We start from the raw sequence: 17,965 nt of genomic DNA, 5'->3' as shown, positions 1-17,965 counted from the left end.
CCGACGGATTCTTCGCCGGGGAGGGCTTCTTGCTGGAACGCTGGCTCCGCGAAGAGGCGCTCGCGGCGTACTCAGCGGCGGTGCCGCGCCCTTATTTCACGACCGGTCGCACGCTCACGGTCTCCAGGCAGGCCTCAGGCCCCATCTCGGCGGCCAGCCGCACCGCGGCGGCGATGTCTTCGGCGCGGACGTAGACACCCGGGTCGTAGCTATCGTTGCCCGCCTGGGCTTGCAGCTCGCGCTGCATATCCGAATCGACCTTCCCGGGGTGCACGGAGCTGACCCGAACCCTCCCCCGCTCCTCCTCGCGCAGGGCATCCATGATCGCCTTGAGAGCGAACTTCGAGGCCGCATAGGGCCCATAGCCAGGGCCGGAGTTGTGCCCCGCCCCGGAGTTGATGGCGATCACCATGCCTCGCGCCTCACGCAGCGCCGGGAGCAGCAACCGCGTCAGCTCGGCCACGGCGATGACGTTGACGTCGAGCACCTCCCGCCACATCTGAAGCGGTGCCTCGGCGATGGGAGCATGCCCCGTCACGCCCGCGGAGTGCACCAGCAGGTCGAGACGCTGCGGGGCGACGTCGGAAGAAAAAACCTCCGCCAACGCCGCCGGATCGGACAGGTCCACAGCGACCACCTGGGCGTCCGGAAAATCCTCCCGCAGGCTGTGCGCGGATGCCTCCGAGGAGCAGCACAGGATGAGCCGGTGATCGCGGGCAAGGTCATTCGCGATCGCCCGGCCAATGCCGCGGGACGCACCCGTGATCAGCGCAAGCGGCCGATTGCCGCTGTTGCCGGAGGTGGAATGGTCCTGATTCAAAGCTGCGTTATCCATGCTCACCATGCTAGTGAGCACCCTGCGAGCAGCACCATCCCCGTCGAGCTGAGCAAAGCCTCCGAAGCCGCTAAACTTGGGGTTATGAGCTTTGGAATGAACAACGCTCTCGGGCTGCGCGCGCCCAAGGGCAACATCGACCTCAAGTCATTCAACCCTCGCGAAACCCCGGGGGTGAGGGGCAAAGGCGAGAAGTTCGAGAAGCGGGTCAACAAGGCCTATAAGAAGATCGCCGAGGAACTGCGCGCCGAGCAGGCCAAGCTCTACGCAAACGGTGCCAGCGACGAGCAGGTCGGCAGCATCCTCATCATCCTGCAGGGCGTGGACGCCTCCGGTAAGAGCGGTGCCACCAACGCGATCCTGCAGGCCGTGTCCCCGCAGGGCGTGAACGTCGCCACCTTCGCAGAACCGGTCGAGTCGATCGACGATACCGACAACCGCGACTTCCTGTCCCGCATCCGCCACGAGCTGCCGGGCAACGGCGAGATCGCGATCTTCGACCGCTCCTACTACGAAGACGTCCTGGTCTCCCGCGTGGAGGGGCTCAGCGACGTCGAGGAAATCGACCGCCGCTACGACGCCATCCGTCGCTTCGAGAAGAAGCTCGAGGCCGACGGCACCCGTGTCATCAAGGTTCTCCTACACATTTCCCCGCAGTTCCAGACCAAGAGCTTCCTCTCCCGCCTCCGCAACCCGGCGCAGCGCTGGCGCTACTCCCCCAGCGACCTCGGCGTGCAGAAGAAGTGGGATGAATACCAAGAGGCTTATGCCCGTGCCATTGAGAAGACGAACGATGTCGCCCCGTGGTACATCGTGCCTAGTGATAAGCAGGACTACGCCCGCCTGGTCGTGCGCTACCTGCTGCTCAACGAGCTGCGAAACATGAAGCTGGAGTGGCCAGAGGTCGACTTCAACCTCGAGAAGCAGCTGAAGAAGGTCGAGAAGGCCGCCGTCAAGGCCGAGGAGAAGGCTGCCAAGGAAGACGAGAAGGCAGCGAAGAACAGCTAGGCGGAAGAACAGCTAGGCGGCGGTGCTCAGCCACCGGCTGCAATAGCGAACGCTACTAGCGAAGCCAGGCGGGAGAAACGCTCTCCGGCCTGGCTTTTTCGTACCCCCAGTCGGGTTCGAACCGACACTGGGCGGATTTTAAGTCCGCTGCCTCTGCCAATTGGGCTATGGGGGCATAAGGTCCGCGCGCGCTAGCGCGCGCGGATTCTAAGCGCCGTTTCGGCGCATAACTTTTGCCAACATACCATCGAGGATGTCTTTCTCACTGATCGTGATCTCCTCGACTCCCAGGGCCAGGAAGCGGCTGGCGACCGCGTCGATGACCACCGCGCCACCTCCGACGACGTCCGCGCGGCCGGGGTGCATGGGACCGCACTCGAGTCGCTGGTCGACGGTCTTATCCCGCAAGTCGATGGCGGTATCCCGGAACGTGCGCAGCGGCAGGCGACTCAAGTGGATCTTCTCCGGCTGGTAGCTATCCAGCCGCTGGGTGATCGCGCTGAGGGTGGTCATGGTCCCGGCCACACCCACCAGGCGTGTCACGCCGGTGAGGTCGACGTTCTCCTCCACCTCGCGGAGCTGCGCGGCGACGAAGTCCTCGGCCGCTGCGATTTCCTCCGCGGTCGGCGGATTGCTGTGCAGGTAGCGCTCGGTGAGCCGCACGCAGCCCATATTCGCGGAGTAGGCCTCGACAGTACCGGTGTCCGCGACGGCGCCGTCGGCGTCGACGTCATGGACGACGAACTCGGTGGAGCCGCCACCCAAGTCGACGACGCAGATGCGCTCCGGGGTTCCGGACGGCAGGTCAGCGACGGCTCCGGCGAAGCTCAGCTCCGCCTCCTGCTCGCCGCTGATGACCTCAGCCTGGCGGCCGTCGACGATACGCCCCAGGTGGCGGGCGGTGATGGCGAAGAACTCATCGCGGTTCTTCGCATCGCGGGTCGCGCTCGTCGCCCCCATCATCACGTCCTCGACGTTGTGATCCACCATGCGCTGGGCGTAGGTGGCCAGGGCGTCGTCGACACGCTGGAGGGCCTCTGGTGCGAAACCGCCCGTGGCGTCCACACCCTGGCCGAGCCGGACGATGATGTTATCGCGGTTGAGCTCCGTCAGCGTCCCGTCGGCCGCCCGCTCGGAGATGAGCAGGCGGATGGAGTTCGTGCCGCAGTCGATCGCGGCGAAGCGACGTGGGGCGTCGGCCTGGGCCATGTGTCTAGCTCCTCTGGTCTCGTTCGCGCTCGGGCAGGAACATGCCGGTGTTCTCCGCGCCCTCCACGGTGGTGGCTTGGACCAGGGAGATCCCCAGCTCCTCGGAGGTCGGCCAATCGGCCGGGATCGCGGTGCCGGACAGGCTCGGGTCGTGCTCCACGGCCAGCGCCACGGTCTCGGTCCCCAGCCGGAGGCGCTCCGGCCCCTCGGCCAGCGCGTAGGCCATGAGGACGTGCAGGCACTTCACCCGATCGGGCATGCCCCCGCCCGAGAACTCAGTGCCGAGGTCCTCCATCGCGTTGCGCGTGGCCAGGTAGTGCTCGTGGGCAGCCTGGTAGTCCCGCTGCAGCTCCTCGTCCTCACCGAGGCGTTCCTGCATTGTCTTCATGACGCCGGCGACCTCCAGGCGGCTGGCCTCTGCGGTCAGTCGGGGGTCGGTGAGGTAGTACAGCGTCGGGAACGGGGTGCCGTCCGGCAGCCTGGGGTGGGTCTTCACGACGGCTGGCTGGCCGTCCGGGGTTCGGTAGCTGACCTCCACCGCACCGCGTGGCTCTCGGCCGAGCTGGGCGGCCATGATGTCCAGGTCTTCACGACTGACCGTCATTCATTCTCCTCTTGAAAAAGCCCGCGGGCTTGGGTTCTTCCAAGCTCTTCCGCGGGGCGTGCCGACTCCGGCGATTATGGCTGATCTTCGGGCAGAATCGGAAGTTTCATATCGCCGCTTGGCTGTTCGCCACCCTCGGGGTTGCCGCCGGTGTCCTGGTCCTCGCCCTGCCCGGCGGGAGCGCTACCGGCATCGCCCGGAGCTTCCTCCCCAGGTTCGACGGCCACGGAGTCCCACAGCTTCTTAAACCACGGGCTGTTCTCGTACTCCTGCTCCGACGGGCTCTTCCCCGCCCCAGGGGCGTCCTCCCCCGCCGCGCCGGTGATCTTCGGCGAGATGATGCGGTAGGCGGACTCGCCGGGCTCGATCACGCCGAGGCGGATGCGCGCCTGCTCCTTGAGGTAGTCCTCATTCTCGAAGCGGTTGAGCTCCGCCTGGAGCTCCGCCTTGTGGCGTTCCTGCTCCTCGATGGTGCTCTGCAGCTGGGCCAGCTCCGTGCGCTGCTCGTAGTAGTTGCGCAGCGGGGTGGCTAGGGACAGGGCCATCAGACCGACCACCAGGATCACGACGATCGCGGCAACGGGGCTCATTCGGGACGGCAGGGCGACGAAGCGGCGTGCCACGCGCTTGGGTGCCTGCCGCATCCGACGGCGACGGGCCTGATTGCGCTCCATGGAGCGCGCCTGTGGCAGGCGCTGGCCCGCTGAATCCGCGCTCGCCCCACCGCGCTGGTCACTGCCAGCGGGGCGGGGCGAGTTATCGCGGGAGGGGTGGGTCATAACGGGCTATTCTAGTCCGCTCGCCCTAGTTCTTGAAGCGGGGAAAAGCGGAGCGACCCGCGTAGACTGCTGCGCTCTCCAGGTAGCGCTCGATGCGGAGCAGCTGGTTGTACTTCGCAACGCGCTCGGAGCGGGCCGGGGCACCGGTCTTGATCTGGCCGCAGTTCAGGGCGACGGCCAGGTCGGCGATGGTGGTGTCCTCGGTCTCGCCGGAGCGGTGGGACATCATGGTGCGGTAACCGTTGCGGTGTGCCAGCTCCACGGCGTCGAAGGTCTCGGAGAGGGTACCGATCTGGTTCACCTTGACCAGCAGAGCGTTGGCCGCGCCGCGGTCGATGCCCTCCTGCAGTCGGGACGGGTTGGTGACGAACAGGTCGTCGCCCACGATCTGGATCTTGTCGCCGAGCTTCTCGGTGAGGGTGACGTAGCCCTCCCAGTCGTCCTCGTCCAGCGGGTCCTCGATGGAGACGATCGGGTACTGCTCGACCAAGTCGGCGTAGACCTCAACCATCTCGGCGGAGCTGTGCTTGCCGCCCTCGAAGTTGTACACGCCGTCTTCGTAGAACTCGGAGGAGGCGACGTCCAGGGCCAGGGCGACGTCCGCGCCCAGGGTGTAGCCGGCCTTCTCGATGGCCTCGACGATGAGGTCCAGGGCTGCCTTGGTGGACTCGACGGATGGGGCGAAGCCGCCCTCGTCACCCAGGCCGGTGGACAGGCCCTTGGCCTTAATGACGGCCTTGAGGCTGTGGTAGACCTCGGCGCCGACCTGCAGTGCCTCGGCGAAGGTCTCCGCGCCGATCGGGGCGATCATGAACTCCTGGACGTCCACGCCGGAGTCCGCGTGCGCGCCACCGTTGAGGATGTTCATCATCGGCACCGGCAGGACGTGGCCGTTCGGGCCACCGACGTAGCGGAAGAGCTCCAGGCCAGCGGAGTCAGCGGCGGCGTGGGCGACGGCCATGGACACGCCGAGCAGGGCGTTGGCGCCCAGACGGGACTTGTTCTCGGTGCCGTCGAGCTCCAGCAGGGTCTGGTCGATAAGGCGCTGGTCGTCAGCCTCCAGGCCAGCCAGGGCGTCGTCGATCTCGGTGTTGACGAACTCGACAGCCTTGGCAACACCCTTGCCCAGGTAGCGATCGCCGCCGTCGCGCAGCTCGTGCGCCTCGTGGACACCGGTGGACGCGCCCGAAGGCACGGCGGCACGGCCCATCGAACCGTCGTCGAGGATGACCTCGACCTCGACGGTGGGGTTACCGCGGGAGTCCATGATCTCCAGCGCGCTGACGTTAAGGATTCCGGCCATCTGTGTCTGCCTCCTAGGCACATTCGACGTTGCTTTGACCACTGGCGTGGACGGGCTGGGCCGGGCGCCATCGCACCGGCCCCGAGCCCGAAAGCCAGGAACTATTCTAGCCACCTCTATTTTGCCATGCGCCCACCATTCGACCTCCGATCGACCCACACGCCTCGCCCCCGAGCCAAGTTCTGCCACAATGGGGCCATGAATCAGATCGTTGATGCTGTAAATAAAGTGTCCCCCACCACCGAGAAGGTCATGAACGACTCGGTCACCTTCTCCCCTCGCCGCTGGAAGTCCGGCTGGCCGTTCCACCTGCGCCATGTCCCACCCTTCCGGGACGACGCCACCGCCTCCATTACGCGCGCGGAAGTGTTTAGCTTCGCGGCGGACGCCGTTGGTTCCGGCTACGACCGGGATCGGGTCATCGACTTCATCGGTGCTGCCTTCGCTTACGGGGCGGGCCAGTCCCAGGCGGTGCTGCCGTTGCAGCAGTTCCTGCGCAACAAGGCCAAGGCCGCCAGCCTGCTCAAGACGATCCCGACCCTGGAGTCCAAGGAGCCAGCAGCACAGTACGAGGCGCTGACGAAGATCGGCCTGCCGGAGAAGTTCGCCTCCTATATCGCCTACTTCCTTGCCGGTCCGCAGGCTGCAGGTGAGGATAAGCCGCTGGTGATCTGCTCCAACCGCGCGAAGATCGCGGGCCTGGAGAAGGATTCCGACTGGTCCGCCGCGGACTACGGCACCTACCTCGCCACGGTGCACGAGGCTCGCGACAGCGTCGACCCGGAGCTGCCCCTCGACGCCGTCGAGTGGGCTATGCGCGAATCGGTGCGCTAAACCGCACCCTTGGGGCCAGTCCGTTACAGCGCGCTACATGATGCTGGCGGACTGGCCCAGTGCGTAATTCGCCGCGGCGTCGCGCACATCGCGGACGTACTGATCCGACTGGTTATAGGAGCGGATCGCCTGCGTCCACCCCTCCGGGGTGCTCAAGTCGCGGCCGAAGTCACAGAGCAGGCGGGCAGCCGCGGCGGCCGCGTCGTCGATGTTCTGCGGATCCGCCACCCCGTCGCCGTTGGCGTCCACGCCGTAGTGCTTCCAGGTCTCGGGGATGAACTGCATCGGCCCCATGGCTCGGTCGAATTCCTTATCTCCGTCGAGCTTGCCGCCGTCCGTGTCCTCGATGCGGGCGAACTTCTCCCCATTGAGCTGGGGACCGAAGATCTTCGGATCCGCGGTTCCCTGATCATTGAGCTTCGTGCCGCGCAGGGTCCAGCCGGCGTAGGAGCCGTGCTTGGTTTCCACGAAGCCCAGGCCAGCAAGGGTATTCCAGCGCAGCCCGCACTCCGGGCGGGTCTGGCGGGCGATGTTCTCCGCATTCCCGTAGGCGATCAGGGCCTGGTAGGGAATGTTCGTCTCCGACACCTGACCACGAGCCCAACGGGCCAGCTGGTTGGCTGTGCGTCCCGGCTGATGGATATCAATATTCGGCGCAGGAGCTGCCGCGGCGGGCGGTACGTCGTCCGGAATGGGAAGGCGATTGGCCTTGATCGGCGAGTTTCCGGTGAAGGCGGCCACCAGAAAACCCACCAGGGCGATGATGCTCAGCAGGGCGACCACGACGACGCCGCAGCCCATCACAGCGCACCCGGAGCGGCGACGGCGTGGGATCGAGGCCGCGGGCTCGTAGCGGTTGTGATTCACAGGACTTCCTTCCCGCTGGCGCGCTGAGTAGCGCCCTTGCGGCGTGGTTTGGGCATAGGCAAAGAATGATACCGGTGGCGGTGGGCTACGCGGGACGGATGCACCGAACCGCGGATAACTGCGCGGCGGGCAGGGACACCACCGAACCGGATCGCGTACCGGACACGATACTGAATTCGGCGAGCGCTTCGAAAGGCCGGGGGTCGACGCGAATGTGAACCCCGGGGGTCACGCCGCTGCTTTCCAGGTGACGGAGCAGGTCAGGGTCGGAGTCGGAGACCCGCTCCACGCACAGCACGTCGCCGACGGCCGCCTCGGTAAGGGGAAAGGACTCGGTTTCGGGGAGCTGACCCGCCGCGTTCGGGATCGGGTCGCCGTGCGGGTCCCGGTCCGGGTAACCCATCAGCTCGTCGATGCGGGCGAGGAACTTCTCGCTGACGGCGTGCTCGAGCTCCTCGGCCTCATCATGAACCTCGTCGAGGGAATAGCCCAGCTCGCGGCAGAGATAGGTTTCGATCAGCCGGTGGCGGCGCACCATCTGAATCGCGAGCTCATGACCCAAGTCCGTCAGGGTGATGGGTGCGTAGGGGCGGTGATTGACCAGCCCCTGGGCCGCCAGCCGCTTCACGGCCTCGGAGGCGGTGGAGTTCTGCTGGCCGACCTTGGCAGCGAGCTGGGTCAGCCCCACTCCGGTGCCGCTCCACTCCTGGACGTCGAAGATCGCTTTGAGGTAGTCCTGCGAGCGGAAAGGAAGATCGGAAAGGCGCACGGCGAAAGCTCTAGCGTCCCATCCGGTCGAGCTGCTGGCGGAAGTTCTGAACCGCCTTGAGCAGGCGATCCTCCGCCCCACCTGGCTCGTCGAGCTCGAGGCCAACCATCGGGTAGCGGATATCGGTCGGAATGTCCGCGTCCCGCAGGCCACGCTCGCGAGCCTCGCGGATAATCTCATCGGCCGCAGACAGCGCGGAAGTGTGGCGCGGCTGGGCTGCCTGAACTGGCTGCGCGGCTGCAGAAGGCTGCCCTGCCTGCTGCTGCTTCGGTTGGGTGGCCTGCGCACCCTGTACTGGCTGAGCCGCCGGGCTGGCCTGCTTCGCCGAAGCCCCCTGGCCAGCGTTGCCGGCCGACGCGGTGGCCTGCGCGCCCAGCGGGCCACGCTGCGATTGATCAGCCTGCTGCTCAGCGGCCTGCTGCTTCAGCTCGGCCTTCCGGTCCAAGTAATCGCGGAAGGCTGGGCCGTGCGCCTCACGCTTGCGCTGCTCCTGGGCCTGCTTACCGGCACGCCACAGCTCGTTTTGCTCCTGAATACCCACCGCGCGCTCGACCTCCTCGAAGAGGTACGGTGCGCGGTCGCGCAGCTTCGAAACGAACGCGCCGGCCACGTGCCCGATGTCGAAAGCGCCCCGGCGGTTCGCGATCTCCGCGTGGAAGAGGACCTGCAGCAGCACGTCCGAAAGCTCCTCGCAGAGGTCCTGCTCGGCCCACTCCGGGACCTCGCCATCACCATCGGCCTGGTCTTCGGAGCCCACGGCGGCGAGAACATCCCGCAGCTCGATGGTGCTCGCCAGCTCCTCGGTCTCCTCCCGCAGGAAAGGCACCAGGTCTGCGTGGGTCATGGACTGCTCCCACTTGCCCTGGCGCAGTGCGCGAGCCATCAGCGCAACAGCATCCTCGATCTCGTCCATGACGGACTCGGGCACCTCGGTGCGCGCGGTGCGGCGACTCCCCGCCACGGCGGCCGTGTGCTCGTCGGCGGAAAGAACCTCGCCCTCGACGAAGCCCTCGCCGCTATAGGCAGCCGAGGCCGCGGCGTCGGCGGCGTAGTCCGCATCCCCCTGCTGGGAACTCGGCTGGTGATACAGGTGCGCGGACTGCTGATAAGCATCATCCACGGCATCGGCGTACTGCTGATAAGACTCCAGTGCTTCCGCCGGGTCCTGCTCCCCCATTCCAGACATCGCCTGACCGATGGCCTCCGCAGAGGGTAGCGCGGGCGTGTGCGCCGCGGCGAGCTCGCCGGAATCCCGTGGCCCGATCTCCCGATCCGGAGCGAGGTGCACCAGGAGGCTCGGGGCGGCCAGCAGCTCGTCGCCCTCATCGATCCGCTCGACGACCAGGTCGTTTCGCAGATCGGTGGTGACGAGAACGTCGGACTCGTAGACCGTGTGGCCGCCGAGGTCGCCGATGACCCAGCGGATGCGGATCGGCACTTCCTCCGTATAGGAAACCTTGCCACTGAGCAGGGTCACGGCGTCGACGGGAATCATCGAGGGGAATCGAGGATCGAGGAGTACGACTGTCATGGGGCTAAAGTTTACTCTAGTGACTCGAAACTTTTCGCACCGAGGGCCTAACGCGTCGGGGCGCTACCTCCCCTGATGTCCCGTTCCGGGATCCCAGCCAGCTGGGTGAGCGCATTCGCGCACCACTGCGCCAGCGGCACATCCCGCAACGCGACCGCCCGCATCCCCGCGCCCTCCTTGGGCGCCGGAATAACCACAACCTTGGTGGTCGCCCGGTACGTCGCCCCCGGGAACAGGCGCTTCAACCGCACCTGGCCGGAGTCCTGCAGATCGATGGGGCTGAAGCTGATGCGAGATCCCGTCGCCACGACCTCCGAGACCCCCAGGTCGCGGCAGATCAAGCGCAGCCGGGACAACACGGCGAGGTTGGTCACCTGGGCCGGCGGCTCGCCGTAGCGGTCCCGGAACTCGGTGAGCACCTCCTCAATCTGCTCCTCATCCTGCGCCTCGGCGAGCTTGCGGTATGCCTCCAGGCGGAGTCGCTCGGAGGCCACGTAGGTCACCGGGATGTGCGCATCCACCGGCAGGTCAATGCGGATCTCCTTCTTCTCCTCCTCGCGCCCGTCTACCGGCTTGCCGTCGGCCATCGCGCGGAAGGCCTCCACCGCCTCACCGACGAGGCGGACATAGAGGTCGAAGCCCACTCCTGCGATGTGCCCGGACTGCTCGGCCCCAAGGACGTTGCCGGCGCCGCGCATCTCCAGGTCCTTCATCGCGACGGCCATGCCTGCGCCGAGCTCGTTGTTCTGTGCGATGGTGGACAGCCGGTCGTAGGAGGTCTCGGTGAGCACCTCACCCTTCGGGTAGAGGAAGTAGGCATAGGCCCGCTCCCGGGATCGGCCCACGCGCCCGCGCAGCTGGTGCAGCTGGGAGAGGCCCATGTGGTGGGCGTTCTCCACGATCAGGGTGTTGGCATTCGAGATGTCCAGGCCGGTCTCCACGATGGTGGTGCACACCAGGATGTCGAACTCCCGGTTCCAGAAGCCCTCCACGGTGGTTTCCAGCTGCTCCTCGCTCATCTGGCCGTGGGCGACCACCACGCGGGCCTCGGGCACGAGGGTGCGGATGTGCTCCGCCGCCTTCTCGATGGACTTCACCCGGTTGTGGATGTAGAACACCTGACCGTCGCGCAGCAGCTCGCGGCGGATCGCGGCAGCGACGTGCTTATCCTCCTGCGCACCGACGTAGGTAAGCACGGGGTGGCGGTCCTGCGGCGGGGTAAGGATGGTCGACATCTCGCGAATGCCTGCCATGGACATCTCCAGCGTGCGCGGGATCGGGGTAGCAGACATGGTCAGGACGTCCACGTGGGTGCGCAGGGACTTGATGTGCTCCTTGTGCTCCACGCCGAAGCGCTGCTCCTCGTCGACGATGATGAGGCCCAGGTTCTTCCAGGTCACTCCGGTCTGCAGCAGGCGGTGGGTGCCCACGACGATGTCGATGGTGCCGTCCGCCAGGCCCTTAAGGATCTCCTTGGATTCCGACGGAGTGGTGAATCGGCTCAGCTCCGCGATGCGGGTCGGGAAGTCCTGCATCCGCTCCCGGAAGGTCTTCATATGCTGCTGCGCGAGCAGCGTCGTCGGGACGAGGACGGCGACCTGTTTGCCCGACTGAACGGCCTTGAAGGCGGCGCGCACCGCGACCTCCGTCTTGCCGTAGCCCACGTCGCCCACGATGACGCGATCCATCGGCACCGGCTTTTCCATGTCGGACTTCACGGCCTCGATGGCGTTGAACTGGTCCTCGGTCTCCGTGAAGGGGAAGGCCTCCTCCATCTCCCGCTGCCACGGGCTGTCCGGGGCGAAGGCGTAGCCCGGCGCGGCTTGGCGCTGGGCGTAGAGCTGCACGAGCTCCCCGGCGATTTCCCGGACGGCCTTGCGGGCCTTGCGTTTGGTGTTCTTCCAGTCCGCCCCACCCATCTTGGACAGGGCGGGCTTCTCCCCGCCGACGTAGCGGGACAGCAGGTCGAGCTGGTCCATGGGGACGTAGAGCTGGTCGCCCGGACCACCCCGCTTGCTGGGTGCGTATTCGAGGACGAGGTACTCGCGGCGGGAGGCGTCCGCCCCCTTGCCGACGGTGCGCTCGGTCATCTTCACGAACTTGCCGATGCCGTGGGAATCGTGGACCACCAGGTCGCCGGGCTCCAGGGCCAGCGGATCGACGCGGTTGCGGCGCTTGGCTGGCTTGCGTTTGCCGGTCGCCGCCGCCTCCACGCGGTTGCCGGTGACGTCCGTTTCGGTGAGGAATAGCAGGCTGGGCTGCTCTCCCCCGGCCATTGGGAAGACGAGGCCATCGTGGGCGACCGCGTGGTAGATGCTGACCTTCTTCGGCGCCGGCTCTTGGTCCGGGGTTGCCTTGGACGCGGCCTGACGGCCGATGCCGCGCTGGCCGCGCAGGTCCACCCCCACGGCCTCGGCTGCGATGCCCGCCTCGTGGAAGCGGCGCAGCATGCGGGCAGCGACGGTGGGTGTTGGGGCAGCGAAGGCGACCCTGCCACCGGATTCCACGCGGGTGCGGATATCGGCCATCATCTTCTCGATGGCTTCCATCTCGCCGCGGGGCTGGGGCGCGGCGTCGTAGTCCAACAGGAGGGCGTCGCCGTCGAAGCCCTCATCGGAGTCCAGCATGCCGAGCGGGGACAGCGTCCACCACGGCCGCTCCAGGGCAGCCTGAGCGTGACGGGCCGCGGCGACGGACACGTAGGCCACGCCATCGGCGGGAGCGTCCGCCCCCATGGCCGCGGCCTCCCAGCCGGCCTCGAGGAACTGCTCGCCGGTCTCCTTCAGGTCTGCGGCGCGGCGCTCGACCGCGGCCGGAGCCAGCACAATGGTGTGCGTGCCATCGGGCAGGAATTCCGGCAGGAGCTTCAGCTCGCCATCGTGGAGGCTCGGGATGAGCGCCTCCATGCCGGGCACGGCAATTTTCTCGCTGATCTTGTGGTACACATCCGCTAGCTCCGCGTGGCTGGCGTGCTCCTTGGCCAGCTCCCCGGCGCGGGTAGCCACGGAGTCGGTGATGAGCAGCTCACGGGCTGGATAGACGGTCACCTCGTCGAGCTCAACACCTGGGATGGTGCGCTGATCGCCGACACTGAAGGGCCGGATGTCGGAGACCTCATCGCCCCAGAATTCCACGCGTACGGGCAGCTCCCCCGTGGCCGGGAAGACGTCGAGAATGCCGCCGCGCACCGCGAAGTGACCGCGCTTGGCGACCACGTCCACCGCGGAGTAGCCGCGCTCCACCAGCTCGTGCTGGATCTGTTCGAAGTCCACCTCCTGGTCGACGGCGAGGTGGACGGGGGTCACGGCGCCGAGGCTGTCCTGGATGGGCTGCACCAGCGTGCGCACTGGCGCGACAACCACCCGGATCCGGGTCTCGGACTCCCCCAGCGAGCCTGCGGTCTGCCGGTGCAGGCGGCGGAGCACCTTCATGCGCTGGGAGACGGTCTCCACGTTCGGGGAGATGCGCTCGTGCGGCAGGGTCTCCCAGGCGGGCATGAGCTCCACCTCGTCGCCCAGCATGGCCTTGAGCTGCTCGGTGAGGTCCTCGGCCTGCCGGGCGGTCGCGGTGATCACCAGCACTGGGGCGTGCTGGGCGATCGTACCGACGGCGAAGGGCCACACCGCGTCCGGGCCTTGGATCGCCAACTGCGCAGCACCGATGTGGGTGACCAGGCCCTTGAGCTTCGAGTCGCGCGCGGCGGCCCGAAGCACACCCGACAGCGCGGGGGCTGCATTCCCCCTATTCCCTGGTGCGGACGTATTTTGGCTTGCCGATGGGCGGACCGTGGTACTCATAGCGCCCCAGTGTAGCCGTGGGGGCAGACACCCCTACCCCGTGGCCTGCGGAGCCCCTGTGCCCTGGCGCTTCGGCGGTTTGCCACCCGTCGCGCGGCATGGGGTAGGGTGTTAAGCCGTTAGCGTCGTCCTGCGGGATCATCGACGGCTAGCGCATTCCCCCATGGTGTAATTGGCAACACTGCGGTTTTTGGTACCGTCATTCTAGGTTCGAGTCCTGGTGGGGGAGCATGACGAGCGAAGACCAACAAGCTCAAGCCCCTACTCACTCCGAGCAGGGGCTTTTTTCGACGCGCCTGTCCCACAAACTCATCGGCAAGCCACCGAAGTCCGATCTTCCGAATGTGGAACAGAACGGGCTGCGCTTCTCCACGGCCTTTGGTTTCCAAAACATCGGCGACCAGATCATGAGCGCGAAGACGACGCTGCCGTGGTTGCTGCAGATGCTGGCCGCGCCCGCCTGGATCGCGCCGCTGCTGGTGCCGATCCGCGAGTCCGGGTCGATGTTGCCGCAGGCGGGGCTTCGCCCGTGGATCCAGGCCCGCTCCCGCCGACTGCCGATCCTGCTGCTGGGCACGCTGGGCCAGGCGCTGGGCTGCATCATCGCGATGTGCGCTGCCCTGTTCACCTCCGGCACGGCAGCTGGCCTGCTGATCCTCTTCGGCCTCGCGCTGCTCGCCGCCGCCCGTTCGCTGGTCTCGCTGACGAGTAAGGACATCCAGGGCCGCACGATGCCGAAGGGTTACCGCGGCCGGGTCACTGGTTTCGCGACGACGCTCGCAGGTGCGGTGACCATCGTGGTGGGCCTGATCATCGCCGCCCTGCGCGACAATCTGAGCCCCGGCACTTTCGGCGTGCTTTTTGCGGCCGGAGCGGGCGCGTGGGTGGTGAGTTTCCTGCTCTTCAGAAAGATCCAGGAGCCGCCAGTGGACGAGGGGGATCTCGCTGAGCCGCCGCACTCCGTTACCGAGATGAATCGCGCCATCTGGGACGACGTATGGGGCCTGGTGCGCGACGACAAGCCCTTCCGAAACTTTGTGTTGGTCCGCTCCCTCATGCTGGCCTCCGCCCTCTCCCCCACCTTTCTTGTCACTCTGCAAGGACGGGCGGGCTCGAGCGTGACCGGCCTGGGCCTGTTCGTCGTGGCCGCAGGCCTGGCCTCGCTGGCCGCCGGCCGGGTGTCCGGCGCCTTGTCGGATAAATCTTCGAAGAACACCCTGTCGGGCGGCGCGCTTTTCGCCGTCGTTCTGCTGCTGATCACCATCGGCCTGGCCCTGGTCTGGGAGGACGCCCTGTATTGGTGGCTGCCCGTGGCCTTCTTCGGTATCTCGGTGGCGCACGCGGCGATCCGGGTCTCCCGGTCGACCTATGTGGTGGACATGGCTGAGGGCGATCAGCGCACCCGCTATGTCTCGGTCTCCAACACGCTGATGGGCATCATCCTGCTGCTCATCGGTGCGCTGACCGCGCTGTTGAGCCTCATGGGAACCCTCTGGGCACTCGGCGCTTTGGCCGCGGTCGGCGCGCTGGGCTCCCTGCTCGCGGCGAAGCTGCCTGAGGTTTCCGCCCGCCAGGGTTAGACCCCGCCTACTCGGGACGCGACACAGCCCGTGGCCCGCAAAGCTTTGTCCGGCACGGCAGTTATGCTGGTGTACGACCAAGACCGTCCACACCCGATTTTCAAGGAGGGGCTGCCGCCGTGTCGCGCACTCCGAACAGGAACCAAGCCACCGACCAGCCAACGGAGACCCAGACCACGGGAGCTGGTGGGACTTCTGCGGGCTCGGATCTGGCCGTCGTCATCCTCGCTGCGGGCGCCGGCACGCGCATGAAGTCGGCTACGCCGAAGACCCTGCACGCCATCGGCGGACGTACGCTGCTGGCCCACAGCCTTCACGCCGCGGCGGGAGCGCAGCCAAGCAACATGGTGGCCGTGATCGGGCACGGCCGGGAACAGGTCGGCCCGGCCTGCGAGCAGGTGGCCAAAGACCTGGGCCGTCAGATCCACCTGGCCGTCCAGGAGGAGCAGAACGGCACCGGGCACGCCGTGCAGTGCGCGATGAACGAACTGGCGGACTTCCACGGCACCGTCATCGTCACTAACGCCGACGTCCCGCTGCTGACGGGAGAGACGCTCACCGCGCTCTACCGTTCCCACACCGAGGTGCCGACCGCCGTGACGGTGCTCTCCGTCGAGCAGGCTAACCCCACCGGTTACGGCCGCATCGTGCGTTCCGACTACGGCGACGTCATGCAGATCGTCGAGGAAAAGGACGCCACCGAGGAACAGCGCGCGATCACCGAGGTCAACTCCGGTGTCTTCGCCTTCGACGCCGAGATCCTGCGCGATGCGCTGAGCCGCCTGAACACGAATAACGCGCAGGGCGAGCTCTACCTCACCGATGTTCTCTCCATCGCACGGGCCGACGGCCACCCGGTGCGCGCGCACACCGCCAACGATCCCGCGGAGCTCGCGGGCGTGAACGACCGAGTCCAGCTGGCCCGCGCCGGCGAGGAGCTCAACCGCCGCGTGCTGGAGCGCACGATGCGCGGCGGGGCGACGATCGTGGACCCGCACAGCACCCGCATCGACGTGGACGTCCAGGTTGGCCAGGACGTCACGATCCTGCCGGGTACCCAGCTGCTGGGTCACACCCGGATTGCGGATAACGCCACCCTGGGCCCGGATACGACCCTGCAGGACACCACCGTTGGCGAGGGCGCATCCGTGGTGCGCACTCACGCCCTGAGCTCCTCCATCGGCGCCCGCGCCACCGTTGGCCCGTTCACCTACCTGCGCCCGGGCACGGAACTCGGTGAGGAGGGCAAGCTGGGTGGCTTCGTCGAAACCAAGAACGCGACCATCGGGCGTGGCTCGAAGGTGCCGCACCTGACCTATGTGGGTGATGCCACCATCGGCGAGTACAGCAACATCGGGGCATCCAGCGTCTTCGTCAACTACGACGGGGTGAATAAGCACCACACCACGATCGGCTCGCACGTGCGCACCGGCTCGGACACGATGTTCATCGCGCCGGTCACCGTCGGCGATGGCGCCTATTCCGGGGCTGGCACGGTCATCAAGGAGGACGTCCCCGCCGGCGCTCTGGCCGTCTCCGGTGGTCAGCAGCGAAACATTGAGGGCTGGGTGGTCAAGCGCCGCCCCGGCACCCCGGCGGCGGAGGCCGCGCAACGCGCCGCTAGCGACGCTGCTACCCCGCAGCCCGAAGGTGAGACCCCGGAGCAGGGGCAGTAGACCTAGCCCTCGTTGGTTCTTTAAACCCAGGGCAATTATCATCAGTTCATGTAAAGCTGGTCACTGCGGCGAGCGGGTGGCGTCCTCAAAGATCCTGCGCAAGGGTCGACGGGCGGCAACGTACCAGCGAACACAAGAAAACAAATCCTCGGGAAGGCTGATCTGTGTCCACCACTCACTGGATCGACAACCAAAAGAACCTCATGCTGTTTTCGGGTCGTGCGCACCCGGAGCTGGGTGAGGCAGTAGCCCGCGAGCTTGGTGTCGAGCTGACTCCGACCACGGCGCGCAACTTCGCCAACGGCGAGATCTTCGTGCGCTTCGAGGAGTCCGTCCGTGGCTCCGACGCTTTCGTCCTGCAGTCCCACCCGCAGCCGCTGAATGACTGGCTGATGGAGCAGCTGCTGATGATCGACGCCCTGAAGCGTGGCTCGGCGAAGCGGATCACGGCGATCCTCCCGTTCTACCCTTACGCCCGCCAGGACAAGAAGCACCGCGGCCGCGAGCCAATCTCTGCTCGCCTGGTCGCTGACCTGTTCAAGGCCGCTGGCGCGGACCGCCTGGTCTCTGTGGATCTGCACACCGACCAGATCCAGGGCTTCTTCGATGGTCCGGTCGACCACATGCACGCGCTGCCGATCCTGACCAAGCACATCCAGGAGAACTACAACCTGGACAACATCGTGGTCGTCTCCCCGGATGCTGGCCGCGTGAAGGAGTCCGAGAAGTGGGCCAACCAGCTGGGCGGCGCCCCGCTGGCCTTCATCCACAAGACCCGCGACATCGACGTAGCCAATAAGGTCACCTCCAACCGCGTGGTCGGTGACGTCGAGGGCCGCACCTGTGTGCTGCTGGACGACATGATCGACACCGGCGGCACCATCGCCGGCGCTGTCCAGGTACTGAAGAACGCCGGCGCGGGCGACGTCATCATCGCGACCACCCACGGCGTGTTCTCCGGCCCGGCCCGCGAGCGCCTCAGCGAGTGCGGCGCCCGTGAGATCATCACCACCGACACCCTGCCGCAGAGCACCGAGGGCTGGGATAACCTCACGGTTCTCTCCGTGGCCCCGCTGGTGGCGAAGACGATCCACGAGATCTTCGAGAACGGCTCCGTGACCACTCTCTTCGAGTAGTCCCCCGCGCCTGCCTGCGCCCTACACCCCCGTTGCC

General features: G+C 66.8%; 14 protein-coding genes and 2 tRNA genes. 6 read left to right on the top strand and 10 right to left on the bottom strand.

Features of this window, described 5'->3' with window-relative positions; translation table 11 throughout:
* Positions 1-91 precede the first annotated feature (91 nt).
* A complete protein-coding gene (locus tag HMPREF3097_RS08135; protein ID WP_070761854.1) occupies positions 92-844 on the bottom strand; it encodes an SDR family oxidoreductase in 753 nt (250 codons plus the stop codon).
* Positions 845-919: 75 nt separating this feature from the next.
* On the opposite strand from HMPREF3097_RS08135, the gene HMPREF3097_RS08130 reads away from it, so the two are divergent.
* The gene (locus HMPREF3097_RS08130) at positions 920-1,843 is read left to right on the top strand and encodes a PPK2 family polyphosphate kinase (RefSeq protein ID WP_246821340.1); all 924 of its coding nucleotides are present in this window, start codon (positions 920-922) and stop codon (positions 1,841-1,843) included.
* Between the two features lie 101 nt (positions 1,844-1,944).
* On the opposite strand, the gene HMPREF3097_RS08125 is transcribed toward HMPREF3097_RS08130, so the two are convergent.
* The 5 genes from HMPREF3097_RS08125 to eno all read right to left on the bottom strand — a co-directional run bounded on the left by HMPREF3097_RS08125 (position 1,945) and on the right by eno (position 5,738).
* A tRNA-Leu gene (locus HMPREF3097_RS08125) sits at positions 1,945-2,018 on the bottom strand.
* Positions 2,019-2,050: 32 nt separating this feature from the next.
* A complete protein-coding gene (locus tag HMPREF3097_RS08120) occupies positions 2,051-3,052 on the bottom strand; it encodes a Ppx/GppA phosphatase family protein (RefSeq protein ID WP_070761835.1) in 1,002 nt (333 codons plus the stop codon).
* 4 nt (positions 3,053-3,056) lie between these two features.
* Positions 3,057-3,656, bottom strand: coding sequence for a DUF501 domain-containing protein (locus HMPREF3097_RS08115; protein WP_070758619.1), 600 nt, complete (start codon positions 3,654-3,656; stop codon positions 3,057-3,059).
* 74 nt (positions 3,657-3,730) lie between these two features.
* On the bottom strand, positions 3,731-4,435 hold the full coding sequence (locus tag HMPREF3097_RS08110; protein WP_070761834.1) for an FtsB family cell division protein: 705 nt from the start codon (positions 4,433-4,435) through the stop codon (positions 3,731-3,733).
* Positions 4,436-4,460: 25 nt separating this feature from the next.
* Positions 4,461-5,738 carry a phosphopyruvate hydratase gene (gene eno / locus HMPREF3097_RS08105; protein ID WP_070761833.1) on the bottom strand — a complete coding sequence of 426 codons (1,278 nt, stop codon included), beginning with the start codon at positions 5,736-5,738 and terminating at the stop codon, positions 4,461-4,463.
* Positions 5,739-5,936: 198 nt separating this feature from the next.
* Here eno and HMPREF3097_RS08100 point away from each other — a divergent pair, with 198 nt between their 5' ends.
* The gene (locus HMPREF3097_RS08100; RefSeq protein WP_070761832.1) at positions 5,937-6,572 is read left to right on the top strand and encodes an 8-oxoguanine DNA glycosylase OGG fold protein; all 636 of its coding nucleotides are present in this window, start codon (positions 5,937-5,939) and stop codon (positions 6,570-6,572) included.
* 33 nt (positions 6,573-6,605) lie between these two features.
* Here HMPREF3097_RS08100 and HMPREF3097_RS08095 read toward each other — a convergent pair whose 3' ends face one another.
* From HMPREF3097_RS08095 to mfd, 4 genes are all read right to left on the bottom strand, one after another.
* Positions 6,606-7,373 (bottom strand): lytic transglycosylase domain-containing protein, encoded by a 768-nt coding sequence (locus tag HMPREF3097_RS08095; RefSeq protein WP_070761852.1) that lies wholly within the window; start codon positions 7,371-7,373, stop codon positions 6,606-6,608.
* Positions 7,374-7,524: 151 nt separating this feature from the next.
* A complete protein-coding gene (locus HMPREF3097_RS08090; protein WP_070761831.1) occupies positions 7,525-8,208 on the bottom strand; it encodes a metal-dependent transcriptional regulator in 684 nt (227 codons plus the stop codon).
* A gap of 10 nt (positions 8,209-8,218) precedes the next feature.
* Positions 8,219-9,739, bottom strand: a complete 1,521-nt coding sequence (locus tag HMPREF3097_RS08085) for a MazG nucleotide pyrophosphohydrolase domain-containing protein (RefSeq protein WP_070761830.1) — start codon at positions 9,737-9,739, stop codon at positions 8,219-8,221.
* Between the two features lie 47 nt (positions 9,740-9,786).
* Positions 9,787-13,536: a transcription-repair coupling factor gene (gene mfd / locus HMPREF3097_RS08080; RefSeq protein ID WP_070761829.1), complete on the bottom strand. Its 3,750-nt coding sequence runs from the start codon at positions 13,534-13,536 to the stop codon at positions 9,787-9,789.
* 157 nt (positions 13,537-13,693) lie between these two features.
* Here mfd and HMPREF3097_RS08075 point away from each other — a divergent pair.
* The 4 genes from HMPREF3097_RS08075 (at position 13,694) to HMPREF3097_RS08060 (ending at position 17,928) form a co-directional block, all read left to right on the top strand.
* Positions 13,694-13,765: transfer RNA gene (locus tag HMPREF3097_RS08075), tRNA-Gln, on the top strand.
* A 1-nt stretch (position 13,766) separates the two neighbouring features.
* Positions 13,767-15,116 carry an MFS transporter gene (locus HMPREF3097_RS08070; protein ID WP_246821339.1) on the top strand — a complete coding sequence of 450 codons (1,350 nt, stop codon included), beginning with the start codon at positions 13,767-13,769 and terminating at the stop codon, positions 15,114-15,116.
* A 119-nt stretch (positions 15,117-15,235) separates the two neighbouring features.
* Positions 15,236-16,792 (top strand): bifunctional UDP-N-acetylglucosamine diphosphorylase/glucosamine-1-phosphate N-acetyltransferase GlmU, encoded by a 1,557-nt coding sequence (glmU, locus tag HMPREF3097_RS08065; RefSeq protein WP_070761828.1) that lies wholly within the window; start codon positions 15,236-15,238, stop codon positions 16,790-16,792.
* 164 nt (positions 16,793-16,956) lie between these two features.
* Positions 16,957-17,928, top strand: coding sequence for a ribose-phosphate diphosphokinase (locus HMPREF3097_RS08060; RefSeq protein ID WP_012359833.1), 972 nt, complete (start codon positions 16,957-16,959; stop codon positions 17,926-17,928).
* The last annotated feature ends 37 nt before the right edge of the window (positions 17,929-17,965 follow it).

It is taken from the genome of Corynebacterium sp. HMSC27B11 (assembly GCF_001815985.1).
Lineage (GTDB): Bacteria > Actinomycetota > Actinomycetes > Mycobacteriales > Mycobacteriaceae > Corynebacterium.
Note: the sequence above shows the minus strand (reverse complement) of the source record. Positions and strands in the feature narration are given on the sequence as shown.

Coding starts and splice junctions, on each gene's coding strand:
- HMPREF3097_RS08115 (WP_070758619.1), bottom strand. CDS start 3,656: ATGACGGTCAGTCGTGAAGACCTGGACATCATGGCCGCCCAGCTCGGC.
- HMPREF3097_RS08130 (WP_246821340.1), top strand. CDS start 920: ATGAGCTTTGGAATGAACAACGCTCTCGGGCTGCGCGCGCCCAAGGGC.
- HMPREF3097_RS08135 (WP_070761854.1), bottom strand. CDS start 844: ATGGTGAGCATGGATAACGCAGCTTTGAATCAGGACCATTCCACCTCC.
- eno (WP_070761833.1), bottom strand. CDS start 5,738: ATGGCCGGAATCCTTAACGTCAGCGCGCTGGAGATCATGGACTCCCGC.
- HMPREF3097_RS08095 (WP_070761852.1), bottom strand. CDS start 7,373: ATGGGCTGCGGCGTCGTCGTGGTCGCCCTGCTGAGCATCATCGCCCTG.
- HMPREF3097_RS08110 (WP_070761834.1), bottom strand. CDS start 4,435: ATGACCCACCCCTCCCGCGATAACTCGCCCCGCCCCGCTGGCAGTGAC.
- HMPREF3097_RS08100 (WP_070761832.1), top strand. CDS start 5,937: ATGAATCAGATCGTTGATGCTGTAAATAAAGTGTCCCCCACCACCGAG.
- HMPREF3097_RS08120 (WP_070761835.1), bottom strand. CDS start 3,052: ATGGCCCAGGCCGACGCCCCACGTCGCTTCGCCGCGATCGACTGCGGC.
- mfd (WP_070761829.1), bottom strand. CDS start 13,536: ATGAGTACCACGGTCCGCCCATCGGCAAGCCAAAATACGTCCGCACCA.
- HMPREF3097_RS08070 (WP_246821339.1), top strand. CDS start 13,767: ATGACGAGCGAAGACCAACAAGCTCAAGCCCCTACTCACTCCGAGCAG.
- HMPREF3097_RS08085 (WP_070761830.1), bottom strand. CDS start 9,739: ATGACAGTCGTACTCCTCGATCCTCGATTCCCCTCGATGATTCCCGTC.